Here is a 16,880-nt window from a genome sequence, read left to right as displayed (position 1 = left end):
AGCATTTCTATTTTATCAATAATTAACCTACACTACCCTCGAGGCTAATACCAATGAGCTTTTGTGCTTCAACCGCAAATTCCATGGGAAGCTTTTGAATAACTTCTTTTACAAAACCATTAACGATTAACGCGATAGCTTCTTCTTCAGGAATCCCTCTTTGCATAACATAAAAAAGTTGATCATCGGATATTTTTGACGTCGTTGCTTCATGTTCAAATTGGACTGTTGCATTTTTTGCTTCAATATAAGGTACTGTATGAGCACCACAGTTATTGCCAATTAATAAACTGTCACATTGAGTGAAATTACGAGCATTTTGTGCTTTTCGGTGTGCAGTTACTTGCCCACGATAAGTATTATTTGAAAAGCCTGCTGAAATTCCTTTGGAAATAATACGACTTGATGTATTTTTTCCTAAATGGATCATTTTTGTACCGGAATCGATTTGTTGATAGCCATTTGCAATAGCTATAGAATAAAATTCTCCAGATGAATTATCACCACGGAGTAAACAAGAGGGATATTTCCAAGTAATTGCAGAACCTGTCTCAATTTGAGTCCATGAAATTTTAGAGTGGTTGCCTCGACAATCCCCGCGTTTCGTTACAAAATTATAAACACCACCTTTACCTTCTTTATCACCAGGATACCAATTTTGTACTGTAGAGTATTTAATTTCAGCATTTTTTAATGCAACGAGTTCAACAACAGCAGCATGGAGTTGATTTTCATCACGTTGAGGTGCTGTACATCCTTCAAGATAAGACACGTAAGAATTTTCATCTGCAATAATCAATGTTCGTTCAAATTGACCTGTATTGCGTTCATTAATCCTAAAATAAGTTGAGAGTTCCATAGGACAACGAACGTCTTTAGGGATATAAACAAATGAACCATCTGTAAAAACAGCAGCATTTAAAGCGGCATAATAATTATCACTAACTGGAACCACTGTTCCTAAATATTCTTTAATCAAGGTGGGATGTTCAGTAATTGCTTCTGAAATAGAACAAAAAATGACACCAGCACGCGCTAACTCTTCTTTAAATGTTGTCACAACAGAAACAGAGTCAAAAACCGCATCAACAGCCACTCGTCCGGAACCATAAATATTATCATCAAGAGCAGAATTTTCGGTTTGTTTTTTTACTCCAGCTAAAATTTCTTGCTCTTTAAGAGGAATGCCAAGTTTTTCGTAAGTTGCTAATAATTCAGGATCAACTTCATCTAAAGATTTTGGTCCAGTATGATTTTTAGGAGCAGCATAATAACAAAGATCTTGAAAATTAATTTTGGGATATTGAATACGCGCCCAATTAGGCTCTTCCATTGTAGACCAGCGGTGAAGAGCTTGCAAACGCCACATCAACATCCATTCAGGTTCACCTTTTTTAGCAGAAATAAATCGAATAATATCTTCATTTAAGCCTTTTGGAGCTTTATCCATTTCAATATTGGTTTCAAAACCATATTTATACTGATCGACATCTATTTCACGTACCTGACGTATCGTCTCTTGTACTGCCGGCATCAACTTTCTCCATTTTGCCGGTGCCTAAAACCGGTGATTAAAGACCTTGCTTTTTCATGAAATAAAACAATCAGCCTGTCTTTAGGTTATATGTAAAATAGGAAAATTTCAATCAAGCTTATTCTATTTTTAAAGGACAGTACTGAATTTTCAGTGATCAATTTGATTTTTTGTTTTTATTGATAATTTGAGAAAAAACTAATAAAAAGTCATCGATATCTTTAAGAGTTGTATACCGCCCTGTTGAAACACGGATTGCACCTTGAGGTACATGGTATCCCATTGCTTCTAAAACATTGCTTTGCTTCACTTTTCCTGAAAAACAAGCAGAACCTGATGATACAGCAAATCCTGCTAAATCAAAGGCAATTTGCATTGTTTCAGCTTTTATATTACGTACAGAAAAATAAGTAGTATTCGGCAAACGCTGAACATTTTTGCAAAAAATTTCAATTTCATCGCTAATTTTTTGTAAACCTTCTTCTAATCTATCACGCAAATAACTTAATTGTTTTACCTCTTCTTGAGTAAAGCAATCAGCCATTGCGGCTCCAAAAGAAGCAATAAGAGGCAATGCTTCTGTTCCCCCGCGAAACCCTTTTTCTTGCCCACCAGCGACAATGAGAGGTTGTGGCATAAGAAGACCGTTAGCAACAAAAGCACCAACCCCTTTAGGACCACCAACTTTATGAGCTGAAAGTATAAAAAAATCCCCTCCAAAATGATTAATATCAATGAAATTTTTATCTACATATTGTACCAAATCAACAATTAATACACCTTCAGCGTTGCGGACAATATCAGCGATCTCTCTTATGCGTTGAATGACGCCAGTTTCACCATTTGCTGCTTGAATAGCAATGAGAGGTAAACCTTTTCTTTTATCATGTGTAGATAATAAGCTCTTTAATTTTTCTTGTTGAATGAGACCATTTTGATCAACCGGAATTATACTGATTGATTCTTTAGAAAAACGCCCCCCTTCTGCAATAGATGGGTGCTCACTAGCACCAATATAAAGGTGAGAAAATCGTACTTTAGAATATCCCACATTATAAAGAGGTGTAAGTAATGTCATCGCTGCTTCACTTGCACCAGATGTAAATACAATATGCTCTGGATTTGCATTAAGTCTATCGGCAATTTGTCGACGTGCTTTTTGTAATAAAGCTTTAGCAGTGCGTCCTTCAGTATGTACAGATGATGGATTGCCAAAAATCTCTAAAGATTCTAGTAACGCCATTCGTGCTATTTTTGTGAGTGGTGTTGTTGCATTATGATCAAAATATCGGCGTTTTACAGCCATTTTAAATTCCAATATTAATTTTTATGAATTGATTTTTAAAAAACAACGCAATTTTCTTGAAAAATTTCTACAAAACAGAGTATTTAGCGATTAATTAAAGTACAACAACTATGCATATATAAAGCAGATTTTACGGTGAAAATTGACCACGGTCAATAAGAACTTAAGGAGCATTTAATGCCAGAAATCATTTTTAATGGCCCTGTAGGTCGTCTTGAAGGGCGTTATCAACCCTCACAACAAAAGAATGCCCCAATTGCAATTGTTCTACATCCTCATCCCCAATTCGGTGGAACAATGAATAACAGAATTGTCTATGACTTATTTTACATGTTTCACCAACGTGGTTTTACCACATTACGTTTCAATTTTCGTGGGATTGGTCGGAGCCAAGGTGAATTTGATTATGGAACAGGTGAACTGTCAGATGCTGCTGCTGCACTTGATTGGGTGCAGACACAACATCCTGATTCTCAAAATTGCTGGGTAGCTGGATATTCATTTGGTGCGTGGATTGGTATGCAACTTTTAATGCGTCGACCAGAAATTGAAAGTTTTATATCTGTTGCTCCTCAACCCAATATTTATGATTTTTCATTTCTTGCTCCTTGCCCCTCCTCTGGTCTTATAATTCACGGTGACGCTGATAAAGTTTCTCCTCCAAAAGATGTTCAAACCCTTGTTGATAAATTAAAAATGCAAAAAGGTATTACCATTATGCAAGAAATATTAGAGGGGGCTAATCACTTTTTCAGTGGGTATAACGAAAAACTTCTTGAGCGATGTGCGCAATATTTAGATAATCATATTGCAAATGAAAGACTGGTTTCTCCACTTGCAATCTCTTCTTCTTACTCAGAGCGTAAAAAAGCTTATAAGAAATAAAAAAATCACTCTTCAATACCTCAAAAGTGTCTTGTTTTCTGAGAAAGTTAAGACACTTAGATAGTGATTTTCGCTATTTTAGGTAAATTTTGAAAAAATAATTCAATATAGCCATGAACACACATTCCTTAAGCTTGTTTATTTTAGGAGCATGCTTAAAACAAAAAATGTAACTTCTTATAATTATCTCGATATTATTGCCAACGCATTTGTTACAAAAAATACTACTAATATCTCTTTTCAAAATTTTATTCGATCAAATTAATCGCTCTTTTTATAATTAACATTTTCATATTCTTGTGAGCTTTGTATTATTTATGATAAAGACAACGCGTTAGCTTCAATCCTATAAATGCAGGAAATAAATTCCATGTTTGCTTTTAAATCTGAATTTTTACATGTTATGAAAGAGCGCGGTTTTATACATCAAATTTCAGATGAAAAAGGCCTAGATGATCTTTTCTTAAAAGAAATTGTAACTGCTTATATTGGATTTGATCCTACCTCCTCAAGTCTTCATGCTGGAAGTCTTCTTCAAATCATGATGCTTTACTGGTTACAAAAAACCGGTCATAAGCCTATTGTTTTGATAGGTGGTGGTACAGGTATGATCGGTGATCCCTCTTTTAAAGAAGAATCCCGGATACTTTTAACACAAGATGATATCGCTAAAAATATTGTTGGCATCAAAAAGGTTTTTGCCAATTATTTGACATTTGGTGATAAAAAAACTGATGCAGGCATTGTCAATAATGCTGAATGGCTATGCAATATAAATTATCTAGAATTTTTGCGCGATGTAGGAAAACACTTTTCAGTAAACCGTATGTTGTCATTTGATTCTGTTAGACTTAGACTTGAGCGTGAGCATTCTTTATCATTTCTTGAATTTAACTATATGATTTTACAAAGTTATGATTTTGTTGAGCTCAATAAGCGCTATGGATTACGCGTGCAAATGGGTGGTTCAGACCAATGGGGCAATATTGTTAACGGTATTGAATTAGGACATCGTTTAGGAACACCACAGTTATATGCATTAACTTCGCCATTACTTACCACGTCTTCTGGTGTAAAAATGGGTAAATCATTAAGTGGTGCCATATGGCTTAATGCAGATATGCTTTCACCTTACCAATTTTGGCAATATTGGCGTAATACAGAAGATGCTGATGTAACACGATTTTTAAAACTTTATACCACATTACCAATGAATGAAATTGCTAAACTTTCTGCATTACAAGGTACTGAAATTAATGAAGCTAAGAAGATTCTTGCAACAGAAATTACAGCAATGTTGCATGGATATACCGTTGCAAATGAGGCTGCAGAAACTGCACGTAAAACTTTTGAAGAAAAAACTCTTGGAGATAATCTGCCAGCAATTAAAATTAATGCTATAGAATTAAAAAAAGGTGCTGGATTACTTTCTCTTTTAGTCCAAGCAGGATTAGCTAAATCCAACAGTGAAGCACGTCGACATATTCAAGGTGGAGGTGTGCGTGTAAATGATCAAATTGTTACGGATGAAACTCGCTTAATTTCTGAAGAAGATATCAATGCAACAGAGAGCGTTAAGATCTCCTTTGGAAAGAAAAAACACATTTTAATTAAGCGACTATAATCTATGATTTACATTTTATAGTTTCTTAAATTACTCATAATTTTAGATTGATTAATATCATGTCAAAGAGAAAGATAAGTCCAATGACACAACCAACCAAAGGTGATATTGCTCCCGACTTTAAGTTACCACGTGATGGTGGAAGTCAGTTATGCCTTTCCGATCTTCGAGGAACATCAGTTGTTTTATATTTCTATCCCAAAGATGATACAAGCGGATGCACAAGAGAAGCAATTGATTTTACAGGATTAAAAGAAGAGTTCGATAAAATTGGAGTCGTTATTGTTGGTATATCTCCAGATAATGTTGAGAAACACGATAAATTTAAAACAAAACACAAACTTGATATCATTCTTGTTTCGGATGAAGAAAAAGCCACTCTTAGAGATTATAACGTTTGGATCGAAAAAAGCATGTATGGGCGTAAATATATGGGGGTTGAACGTAGCACATTTCTTATCAATTCAAATGGAAAGATAGTAGAAGAATGGCGTAAAGTTAGTATATCTGGACATGCTGAAAAGGTTTTAGCAGCTGCGCGCGCTATGGTGAAATAATATTTTATAATTCAATTATTGAGTATGGGTGCTTTTTTGTAAATTTAATTGATAAGATTAATTGTAATAAATTAAGGCTGATAAAGTAAATGATCATAGCAAGAAAATTTAAATATTATAGATTAATATCTTCAATCATTTGCTCTTTTCCATAAACTCGCTGGGCAAGTGCTGCTTCTATAAATCTATCTAAATCACCATTAAGCACAGATTGCGGATCAGTATTTTCAATTCCTGTGCGTAAATCTTTAACCAGCTGATAGGGCTGAAGAACGTAAGATCTAATTTGGTGCCCCCATCCAATTTCTGTTTTAGAAGCTTCAACGGCATTGGTCTCTTCTTCACGCTTCTTAAGCTCTTCTTCATAAAGACGTGCGCGTAACATAGACCAAGCTGTTGCTCTATTTTTATGCTGAGAACGCTCCGTTTGACATTGAACAACAATACCTGTTTTTATATGAGTGATGCGAACTGCAGAATCCGTTGTATTGACATGTTGTCCTCCAGCTCCTGATGCACGATATGTATCAATACGCACATCAGACTCTGATACATCAACTTTAATATTATCATCAACAACGGGATAAACCCAAACACTTGCAAAAGAGGTATGGCGTCTTGCATTTGAATCATATGGTGAAATGCGCACCAAACGATGAACTCCTGACTCTGTTTTTATCATACCATAGGCATTATGCCCTTTTATGAGAATGGTTGCTGATTTTATACCCGCTTCTTCTCCATCATTAATTTCTAAGACTTCAACCTTCATTTTATGCTGTTCAACCCAACGAATATACATGCGTAGAAGCATGGCAGCCCAATCTTGGCTTTCTGTACCACCAGCTCCAGCGTGAATTTCTAAATAAGTATCATTGGAATCTGCTTCTCCTGAAAGAAGTATATCAATTTGACGTTTATCTATCTCATTTTTTAATTCACGTATTGTATTTTCTGCGTCAGCAATAACATCTACATCACGTTCTTCTTCACCCATTGCGATTAATTCAATAGATTCTTCGAGTTTTTGCGTAAATAATTCAATGCTGTTAATCGAATCCTCAAGGGATTGACGCTCACGCATCATATCTTGCGCTTGTTGTGCATTATCCCAAAGCGATGGATCTTCTGCCTTTTGATTAAGATATTCAAGGCGTTTCAATGACTGATCCCAGTCAAAGATGCCTCCTTAGCAACTGAAGTGCTTGCTGAATTTCATCAACTAATGTTTCTATTTCTGCTCGCATAATTTAGCATTCTCAGTCTTTATTTTACTACTACAACATCTCTATATTCTACATTTCTTAATAGAGGATGTTACCATCTTTCGTCAATTTACTGATCTTAATCTAATTATAGAAATAAGTGAATATCGCTATAACAGCTTATGACTACATAAATTTTCTATTACTATCATTTATTACAGGACCATCCAAAGTGACTAATGCTCGTATATACACTCATTCAATACAATCCACCAGTACCACTTTCAAGAGCTTTATTAACTTGCGGAGACGTTGTTACTGTAGGTACGCCCTCTTGAAAAGAATTTGTTCCACCAATAACCTGATATATATCAGCAGGACCAGTTCCTGGTTTAAATGCTTCTATGATAACATCAGTGTCCCCTTTTACAGCAAGCATGCCTGTTTTACGATTAATTGCCATTAAAATCATATCATCTGGTACTTTAAACGGAACATCTGGTTTGTCTTCTAGGGCATTTTGCATAAACTCACCAAAAATAGGTACTACTAACGCACTTCCTGTTCCCCTGTTTCCTAGTGAAGCTGGTTGATCGTACCCCAAAAAAACACCAACTACAAGATCAGGCGTAAATCCTATAAACCACGTATCTTTAGAATCATTAGTTGTACCTGTTTTGCCAGCAATGTGCCGATTAAGGTAACCCAAACTTGCAGCCGTACCACGCTTAACAGCTCCTTCCATCATTGAAGTAATCTGATAAGCTGTCATAGGATCAAGAACTTGGTCTCGCTCATCAATCAATTTGGGTTCACTCTGATAATCCCATGATTGAACATTACAATTTTCACACAGGCGGTTATCATGACGGTATATCGTTCTTCCATAACGATCTTGAATACGATCTATAAGAGAAGGTTGAAGAGAGCGCCCTCCATTTGCAATAACTGAATAAGCTGTTACCATTTTTAAAACTGTTGTTTCACCAGCTCCCAAAGCCATAGGAAGATAAGGTGGTAATTTACTTGCAACACCAAAACGCTCTGCATATTCAGAAACCAGTTTCATTCCCATATCATTAGCGAGGCGAACAGTCATCAAATTACGAGAATACTCAATACCATAACGTAATGTTGAAGGTCCTGCAAATGTATCACCATAATTTCTAGGTTGCCAAACTGTGCCATCACTTTGGCGAATTTCAACAGGAGCATCTAATATGACTGATGCTGGTGTATATCCGATATCAAGAGCTGCTGCATAGACGAAAGGTTTGAAGGCAGAACCAGGCTGACGGTAAGCTTGTGTTGCACGGTTAAATTCAGATATAGCGAAAGAAAAACCACCTACCATTGCAAGAACTCGACCTGTATGAGGATCCATTGCAACAATTGCGCCTTCAACTTTAGGTATTTGTTGTAAGCTATAAATATTGTCTGCATCGGATAATTTTTCGACGAAAATAACATCTCCAATATGCAGAACATCAGATAAATTTTTGACAGTTTCGAAATGACCATTTTTATCAATAACCTTTAATGCCCATTTTGAATGTTCTGTAGACAATTCATAAATTTCTCGTTTTTTTGATAATAAACCTGACGCTTCACGTTGTGGTTGTAAACCAATTTCTATTTTGTCATCTTTCGCAGAAAGAACAACTGCTAAATCCCATTCGGGCACATCACTCAACTTAGAAATATCTGCGAGCGCTATACCCCAATCTTTTTCTTTTTGATTATCAATATGTTTATAGGCTCCACGCCATCCTTGTGCGTGATCAAATTTAATTAAGCCATTTTGCAAAGCACGCCGCGCAATAAGCTGCAAATGCGGATTAAGCGTTGTACGCACTGAAAGCCCGCCTTCATACAGTGCTTTAGCTCCATAACGATTCATTAAATCACGGCGAACTTCCTCAGTAAAATAATCAGCAGCAAAAACGTAGCTATCACGCCCACGTAGGACTACCCCTAAAGGCTTTTCTTTAGCTTGTTCGCCTTGCTCTAATGTTATATATCTATTAACAATCATCCGATCTATAACCCAATTACGCCGCTCAATAGCCCGTTGTGTATGTCTGAACGGATCGTAATTTGCAGGAGCTTTAGGAAGAGCAGCAAGATAAGCGCATTCCTCTAAAGTAAGCTCATCGACAGATTTATTAAAATAATTTAATGAAGCTGACGCAACACCATATGTGCCACGACCAAGATAAATTTCATTAAGATACAATTCCAGAATATGATCTTTTGAATAAGTCCTTTCAATACGCATTGCAAGAATAGCTTCTTTCAATTTACGTTCAAATGTTGGATCTGAATTTAATAAAAAGTTTTTAGCAACTTGCTGTGTAATGGTTGATGCTCCCTCTGGACGTCGACCAGAACCCATATGAATGATATTACTGATTAAAGCCCTAGAAAGCCCTTCAGGATCTAAACCAAAATGATTATAAAAATTTTTATCTTCAGCTGAAATAAAAGCTTCTTTAAGAAGATTTGGAATTGATCGAATTGGTAAATAAAGGCGATTTTTTGTTGCAAACTCTGCCATAAGATTGCCATCAGTCGCATGTATACGCGTCATCACAGGCGGTTCATACAGCGAAAGAACCTTATAATCAGGAAGGCCATTAGCTTGACTAGTTGTTATTATTAACAATAATACACTTCCACAAAATCCAACAGTGATAAGAGAACGAAAAAAATATCTAAAAAAAATCATCATTAAAATGGGTATCGCTTTGTATGTGTATGGTAAGTGAAACCTACAGTGCTCTGTTATTCATAAAGCATAATTGTTACTGAATTAATATAAATGCAAGACTATTTTTGTCATTTTATTCTATTTATATTTAAATTTAACACTAACACTTTATTTTTATTTACTTTAAAGAGCTTGCATAATCTTTTGTTGATATTGAGAAAACTGAAGAATAGCATGAGCAATAGAAGCTGCCATTTTTTTTCTCCATTGAGGATCACTCAATAATTCTTCATCCTCTTTATTAGATAAATAACCTATCTCTATCAGCACAGAAGGTACATCGGGAGCTTTTAAAACTTGAAAATCAGCATATCGATGAGGATTATTAATCAAATGAATATTACTGTTTGATAGATTTAAAATAACACGATCAGCAAAATTAACTGAAAATGTGTGAGTTTCACGTTGAGTAAGATCAATTAAAATATCTGCGACTTCAGGAAGTTCTTCCGCAGGTAATCCATCAAGAAGATCGACTTTGTTTTCACTCTCAGCTAAAGTTTTTGCCATCGCATCAGATGCCTTATCAGAGATAGTATACACTGTAGCACCACGCAAAGAGGGAGTATTAATAGTATCTGCATGAATTGATATAAAAAGGTCAGCACCAAATTTTTGTGCTTTTTTAATTCTTTCGTTTAATCGTAAAAATACATCAGAATCGCGTGTTAACATAACGTCGATATCAGTATTTTTTTCTAACTCATCTCGCAATGCAAGTGCGAAAGCTAGAGTTATATCTTTTTCTAAAATACCAGTAATACCCTGCGCACCACTATCAATTCCACCATGACCAGGATCGAGAGTAACACGAAAAGGATATTTTAAATTTGGTTGTTGTGTTTTTATAGTATTGTTAACCAACTGTTGTTTTTTTAATATTTCATTAAATTTTTGTTGTGTGCTGAGTGCAATATCAATCAACATTTGCCATGAACCATTATCTAATTTTTGCACTGTAGTTTTTTCAACGGAAAAAACGACATCACTCGTTAAAATAATGCGTGAGCTTTGTATATCAGAAAAACCATAACGCACATCTGATACTATACCTGATAATATATTCTTTTTATTTAATGGCAATTTTTGTAAAGAAAAATCAGTTAAAGGCAAATTGATAATTAAACGTGCAGGCGTATCTAAAATTTGTAAATGGAAATTTGGTTCAACATCAAAAATTACAATAATACGTGTATACATATTATCACCAATAGCACGCAAACTAATGAGTTTTAGTGCTTCTGCAGCTTGAATGTGTGTTTGGCATATCATAAAAAAGAATAAACAGCATAAGAAATACCTAACAACATCCTCAAAAGCTGCTTTTAGCTTTTTAATACAGAACTTTAGTGAAAATATCATTAAAATCAGAAACTCTTTTTACATTTATAACTTACTTTATCGTGTAAAGTGGTAATATGGAATATAATTATGTTCTATAGAAGAATGCTAAATCTTTTTACGATAACATCTCCCCAAAAGTTAAATTAAAGTCATTATCGTAAGATACACTTAATTGTTACTTGCCAAAAGTATGATATCAACATAAAAAACATTTGCGCGTCCTTTAGGATCATAACCATCTAATATTGACTTAAATTATCAATGAATTTCATTGAATTGTTTTTAGAAGGTTTATCGTATAGCTATAGGTTTAGGATTTTATAAGAAAAATCTTTATACCCTAAGGACATGACGCGTTTTAAGATTCGCTGGTTCGGATATTCGGACCATTTTCGGAATTATTTTGCCGGAGACTTGTAAAATATGAGTCATATAAAACAGATGGGAATGATGATTGAAGATACTGTAAATACTATAATATGTTTACGCACGGTATCCCATCACATTATGTCGGCACTCCCCTTTTATAACAAACAGTCATTTACATTTATGAATAGTTACGCTGTTTGTTTAAATGAAATTGCGCATAGCGTCTTCAGGATTTTAACTTATGTCAAACAAAATGCTTATCGATGCCTCCCACCCGGAGGAAACACGTGTTGTTGTTGTTCAAGACAACAAAATTGAAGAATTTGATTTCGAATCAGAACACAAAAAGCAGCTCAAAGGAAATATTTATTTAGCACGTGTTACGCGTGTGGAACCTTCTCTTCAAGCAGCTTTTGTAGAGTATGGTAGTGGCCGCCATGGATTTTTAACATTTTCAGAGATTCACCCTGATTATTATCAAATTCCTGTTGCTGATCGTCTTGCTCTCCTTGAAAAAGAAGAGAAAGCGGTTGCTTTTGAGAATGATGATGATCTTGTTGAAGAAATAAATCAGGATAAAAGAAACTCAAAAAAAATAAAGAAACAAAAGAATTCTCGTACTATAGCAGCAGGTATTGAAAATGATATTTTCTCTGAATCAATAACAATGGATGATGAATCTTTTGATATGCTTACTTCTGATGCCTTTGAAGAAAAACCTACTTATTACTCTAAACAAGAGCGTCAATATAAAATTCAAGAAGTTATTAAACGGCGTCAAATTTTATTAGTTCAGGTAATTAAAGAGGAGCGTGGTAATAAAGGCGCAGCACTAACAACTTATTTATCATTAGCAGGTCGCTATTCTGTTTTAATGCCAAATACAGCACGCGGCGGTGGTATTTCACGGAAAATTACCAATACACAAGATCGCAACCGTCTTAAAGAAATTGTGAAAGGATTAGAAGTTCCGAAAGGTATGGGAATAATCCTGAGAACGGCTGGAGAAAATAGAACAAAAGCTGAAGTTAAACGCGATTATGAATATCTCATGAGATTGTGGGAGACTGTTCGTAGTTTGACACTTAAATCAATAGCTCCCTGTTTAGTTTATGAAGAAAGTAGCCTTATAAAACGCTCTATACGCGATCTTTATAATAAAAATATTAGTGAAATTCTTGTTTCTGGTGACCAGGGATATCGTGAAGCTAAAGATTTTATGCGTATGCTTATGCCCAGTTATGCAAAAGTTGTTCAGCCTTACCGCGATCCAATACCTATTTTCACACGCAGCGGTATCGAAATTCAACTTGACAAAATATTGCATCCGCAAGTTTCTTTAAAATCTGGTGGTTATCTTGTTATTAATCAGACAGAAGCACTTGTTGCTATTGATATAAATTCGGGTCGCTCTACCAAAGAACACTCTGTTGAAAAAACGGCGTTACAAACAAATCTTGAAGCTGCTGAAGAAATAGCTCGTCAATTACGCTTACGTGATTTGGCTGGTTTGATTGTGATTGATTTCATTGATATGCTTGAAAAGCGCAACATTAAGCTTGTTGAAAAAAAATTAAAGGATTGTTTAAAAAGTGATCGTGCTCGTATTCAAGTAGGGCATATTTCAAATTTTGGCCTCCTGGAAATGAGTCGTCAACGCATTCGTGTATCGGTTTTAGAAAGCACAACACAGTCCTGCCCGCATTGCTCTGGAACCGGAAATATACGCTCTGAATCATCAATCGCTTTACACGTTATGCGTTCAATTGAAGAATATCTTCTACATAATCCGCAGCATAACATTATTGTACGAACCCCTACAGCAACAGCATTTTATGTGCTAAATTATAAACGTAATATTCTTGTTGATTTGGAGACACGCTTTAAACTCAATATTAGCATTGAAGCAGATGATAGCATCGGAATGCAACACCTTCTCATTTTTAAAGGGACCTCAGCAAAGGAAGATAACCTATCTCCAACCATTTCTGAAGATGAAAGCAAGAAAAAAGTCAAAGATACACTCTCAGTAAAAGTTGAATTTGTTGAAGATTCGACGCTTATTAAAAATAACAAACAACGTTCGCATAAAAGTTATATAACTGAATCTACAGATAATTCTCTTCATGCTTCTCATGAAAATGATGTTCAAAATGATGAAGAGACTCGTCGTCGTGGGCGTCGTTATGGACGCCATAGGAATCGTCGTAATCAAGGTAACGATTTTTATCAGTTCCGCACTCCTTACGCAGAACCAGTTGGAAATTTTGCTAAACAAGCATTAGCAGAAATTAAAGCAGAACGTCGCAAATTTTATGTGCCAAATGCTGAGCCTGTTGGATTTATTGAACCCAAAAATGATAAAAAACACCTTATGAAAACACAACAAAATAGTGTTTCAAAAGCTAATGTAAATCATAAGTCTAAAAAGCGTAAAACACACCATAGAAAAGCTTCTCAGCAAATTCTTGAAAATGATAAAAAAATAACAACAGAAGTTTTCGAAAATAATTTAACAACTAAAGAAAAAAAATCAGTGAACCAACTTCTGAAATAATTGTTAAAGAAGAAACTATAAAAACAAGAAAATCAACACGTCAAAAGCGAAAAAAAGATACTATTAAGGAATCAGCAATCTCAAAAGAAGAGCTTGAACCAGAAGCAATAGTTGAAAAAGATTCTACTAAAATGACCATTACCTCATTAACCTCTGAAACGTTTCAACAAACTAAGCGTGTTGGTTGGTGGAAACGCAGAACTTTTCTTAAAACTGAATGATATAAAACCGCTACAGAATATTCTGTAGCGGTTCTAACTCAATTACCTATAAAAAAGAAATTCTGAAATATAAGAAAGGGGTTTATAATTCCTGACTTTCTATTTCTCTTGTTTAGCTTTCTCTTGTTCAGCACGCATACGATCTTCAATTTCTTTTTGCTTTGATTGAACAGCTTGCTGCAATTTCATTTGTTCTTGTTGAAAAGTTTTTTCATCTATACCAGGGCCTGTGTATGCAGCAGTGAAACCATTAAGGGAAAGCTCTATAGGATTCTCTGAACCTCGAGCATTAATTGTAGTAATAACCATTTTTGAACCAGCTTTCATGGCAGAAACTAGCTTATCACTTAAAATATCATTAGCAATACAGCTTGGTCCATTACAAAGAATATAGGGAACCTTTGCAGAAAAACTATCTCCAATTTTTACATGGACACCTTCTGGTATGAAACGACCTGTAGGTACTTGAATACCTATACGCTTTTCATTTTGTGGTCCCTTCACTTCAACTAAATTAATAACTGTTAAGGGTTGTCCAGTATTCGACACAACACTATTCATCGTATTACAGACATCGATATCACCCTGTTTACTGCAAACTTTATACCAGCCTTGAGACAGAGTCTGTGCACTTGCTGGAGTAGAGAATGTCAAAAAAAGAGTAGCAATTCCAGCTAATACCGAAATAGCAGTATAGGTATTTTTATGCGACATGATCAAGTTAGTCCTTCTAACGCGCTTTCATAATTAGATCTAACATAGGAAGATTAAGTATAATTTTCAATCAAGTTTATAAAATAAATTAATAAAATGGCATCTTTTTGTATTATTTAATTTTAATCGAAGATAAAAAATCTCATTGGCACCTATGTGAACACGCTGTTTTTAAAACATTTTAAACATATGACTTGCTATCAAATTGACCCTAACAACACCTTAGTGTCATGAAATAAAGCATATTGTTAAAATGATCAATTTTATCAAATGATCAAACTGAATCTTCATGTTACCTTACAGTTCTCATTATTTTAAACTATTCTTTATTTTTATCACTCTCCTTTTTTGTTATGAAATTTCAGTAAGTGGTATTGCAATGCATAGAACACCAAAACTACCAGATAATGTTGATTATTTTCCTTATGCTTCTCCTGATGCAACTCAAAAGGATAAAGTAACCTACAACGTTTATATGGATTAAATCCATTTGTCATACGTAGTTTTTGAACAACAGTAAGAGGACTTTTGCGGATGAGCAGCTTTCTGGCCTTGTTTATGAAACAATGATGGTACGTTCCCGTGATGAACATTTACGGTTTACAGCCTTTTAGCAAAAAAGTTGAACATAATGAAGAATGCACGGAAATTACCCTTTTTCTTAATCCAAAAGCACGTTTTTCAGATGGAGAGCCTATAAAAATTGAAGATGTTTTATTTACAATCGAGCTGCTTAAAGAAAAAGGAAGACCTCCATTTAATCGATATATGAAAAACATAGAATCTATTGAAATAATTTGCGACCACGGTATTAAAATGCGTTTCCACACTCAAAAGATCGTGAATTTCCGCTTCTTTTGGCTAGTGCTATGCCAATTTTGCCAAAACATACTATTAATTAATGTTGATGATTTTGAAAAGAACAGTCGTTGTTACAATGCCAGGAAGCGGACCTTATATTATTCATCACATTGATCCTGGTGAAAGAATTATTTATAAGCGCGATCCAAATTATTGGGGTAAAGATCTTCCTGTTAACAAAGGATTGAACAATTTTGATACCATCTAAATCGAATATTTTCGAATGATACGGCGCGTTTTGAAGCTTTTAAAAAGGGAGTTATTGATCTCTTTATTGAAGGATCTTCTAATTTAAATCGCTGGGTCTTTTTCTTATAATTTTCCAGCTGTTCGTGAAGGACGAGTTATTAAAGAAGAACTTTCAAAAAAATACACCCGCTGACATGATTGATTTTGTTTTTAATACGCATTGCACTGTCTTTAAAGACAGAAAAGTATGACAAGCATTATCAATGCTTTTCGATTTTGAATGGGTCAATCATCATTTTTTTGATAATGTTTATAAAAGAATAGAAGATTATTGGGCAGGTTCTATTCTTTCGTCTGTTGGTAAACCTACTAGTGCAGAAGAAAGAGCTCTTTTAGCGCCTTATCCTGATGCAGTTCTTCCTGAGTTTATGGATGGAAGCTGGCGTATGCCGATGATTCAGGTATGGAGCGAAAAATCACTCAGAAAGCCTGGGAATTTCTACAAGAAGCAGGTTTTACTAGAAAAAATAACAAAGGCTATTGCTTCTAATAGCTTACCTTTGCAATTTGAAATTATGACTCAAACACCTAACGAAGAAAAGGTTGCTCTCGCATTTCAGAATAGTTTGTCCCGTCTTGGTATTGATGTTGAAATAAGAACTGTTGATGATACCCAATATCAAAACCGCTTAGGAACATTTGATTATGATATGATTATTGAAAATTAAAAAACTCTTTATCGCC

The 16,880-nt window shown here is 34.9% G+C and carries 12 protein-coding genes and 1 pseudogene; 7 read left to right on the top strand and 6 right to left on the bottom strand.

The window, feature by feature from the left end:
• Window positions 1-22: 22 nt before the first annotated feature.
• Complete coding sequence (gene sufB, locus BARBAKC583_RS03955) at window positions 23-1,534, bottom strand: Fe-S cluster assembly protein SufB (RefSeq protein ID WP_005767122.1); 1,512 nt, start codon at window positions 1,532-1,534, stop codon at window positions 23-25.
• A 157-nt stretch (window positions 1,535-1,691) separates the two neighbouring features.
• Window positions 1,692-2,840 (bottom strand): cysteine desulfurase family protein, encoded by a 1,149-nt coding sequence (locus BARBAKC583_RS03950; RefSeq protein ID WP_005767119.1) that lies wholly within the window; start codon window positions 2,838-2,840, stop codon window positions 1,692-1,694.
• Window positions 2,841-3,017: 177 nt separating this feature from the next.
• Here BARBAKC583_RS03950 and BARBAKC583_RS03945 point away from each other — a divergent pair, with 177 nt between their 5' ends.
• The 3 genes from BARBAKC583_RS03945 (at window position 3,018) to BARBAKC583_RS03930 (ending at window position 5,906) form a co-directional block, all read left to right on the top strand.
• Window positions 3,018-3,725: an alpha/beta hydrolase gene (locus BARBAKC583_RS03945; RefSeq protein ID WP_005767117.1), complete on the top strand. Its 708-nt coding sequence runs from the start codon at window positions 3,018-3,020 to the stop codon at window positions 3,723-3,725.
• Between the two features lie 370 nt (window positions 3,726-4,095).
• The gene (tyrS, locus tag BARBAKC583_RS03935; protein WP_005767115.1) at window positions 4,096-5,349 is read left to right on the top strand and encodes a tyrosine--tRNA ligase; all 1,254 of its coding nucleotides are present in this window, start codon (window positions 4,096-4,098) and stop codon (window positions 5,347-5,349) included.
• An 83-nt stretch (window positions 5,350-5,432) separates the two neighbouring features.
• The gene (locus BARBAKC583_RS03930) at window positions 5,433-5,906 is read left to right on the top strand and encodes a peroxiredoxin (RefSeq protein WP_005767112.1); all 474 of its coding nucleotides are present in this window, start codon (window positions 5,433-5,435) and stop codon (window positions 5,904-5,906) included.
• 115 nt (window positions 5,907-6,021) lie between these two features.
• Here the strand turns inward: BARBAKC583_RS03930 and prfB are convergent.
• The 3 genes from prfB to BARBAKC583_RS03915 form a co-directional block, all read right to left on the bottom strand.
• Window positions 6,022-7,153 (bottom strand): peptide chain release factor 2 gene (prfB, locus tag BARBAKC583_RS03925; protein ID WP_011807361.1). Its coding sequence is split into 2 segments (ribosomal slippage): window positions 6,022-7,083 and window positions 7,085-7,153, totalling 1,131 coding nucleotides; the frame shifts between segments, so codons are not numbered across the junction.
• A 217-nt stretch (window positions 7,154-7,370) separates the two neighbouring features.
• Window positions 7,371-9,842: a penicillin-binding protein 1A gene (locus tag BARBAKC583_RS03920; RefSeq protein WP_005767107.1), complete on the bottom strand. Its 2,472-nt coding sequence runs from the start codon at window positions 9,840-9,842 to the stop codon at window positions 7,371-7,373.
• A gap of 162 nt (window positions 9,843-10,004) precedes the next feature.
• Window positions 10,005-11,243, bottom strand: coding sequence for an N-acetylmuramoyl-L-alanine amidase (locus BARBAKC583_RS03915; protein ID WP_005767105.1), 1,239 nt, complete (start codon window positions 11,241-11,243; stop codon window positions 10,005-10,007).
• A gap of 592 nt (window positions 11,244-11,835) precedes the next feature.
• Here BARBAKC583_RS03915 and BARBAKC583_RS03910 point away from each other — a divergent pair.
• A pseudogene (locus BARBAKC583_RS03910) lies at window positions 11,836-14,372 on the top strand (Rne/Rng family ribonuclease).
• Between the two features lie 99 nt (window positions 14,373-14,471).
• Here BARBAKC583_RS03910 and BARBAKC583_RS03905 read toward each other — a convergent pair.
• The gene (locus tag BARBAKC583_RS03905) at window positions 14,472-15,086 is read right to left on the bottom strand and encodes an invasion associated locus B family protein (protein ID WP_005767101.1); all 615 of its coding nucleotides are present in this window, start codon (window positions 15,084-15,086) and stop codon (window positions 14,472-14,474) included.
• A gap of 585 nt (window positions 15,087-15,671) precedes the next feature.
• Here BARBAKC583_RS03905 and BARBAKC583_RS07100 point away from each other — a divergent pair.
• The 3 genes from BARBAKC583_RS07100 to BARBAKC583_RS07095 all read left to right on the top strand — a co-directional run bounded on the left by BARBAKC583_RS07100 (window position 15,672) and on the right by BARBAKC583_RS07095 (window position 16,864).
• Window positions 15,672-16,061, top strand: coding sequence for an ABC transporter substrate-binding protein (locus BARBAKC583_RS07100; RefSeq protein ID WP_080774880.1), 390 nt, complete (start codon window positions 15,672-15,674; stop codon window positions 16,059-16,061).
• Entirely contained in the window at window positions 15,988-16,155 is a 168-nt protein-coding gene (locus BARBAKC583_RS07155; protein ID WP_196242563.1) for an ABC transporter substrate-binding protein, read from the top strand. The genes BARBAKC583_RS07100 and BARBAKC583_RS07155 overlap by 74 nt, the downstream gene beginning before the upstream one ends.
• A gap of 244 nt (window positions 16,156-16,399) precedes the next feature.
• Window positions 16,400-16,864 carry an ABC transporter substrate-binding protein gene (locus BARBAKC583_RS07095; protein WP_080512677.1) on the top strand — a complete coding sequence of 155 codons (465 nt, stop codon included), beginning with the start codon at window positions 16,400-16,402 and terminating at the stop codon, window positions 16,862-16,864.
• Window positions 16,865-16,880 lie beyond the last annotated feature (16 nt).

Source organism: Bartonella bacilliformis KC583 (genome assembly GCF_000015445.1).
Taxonomy (GTDB): domain Bacteria; phylum Pseudomonadota; class Alphaproteobacteria; order Rhizobiales; family Rhizobiaceae; genus Bartonella; species Bartonella bacilliformis.
This window is presented reverse-complemented; position numbering and strand designations above follow the sequence as displayed.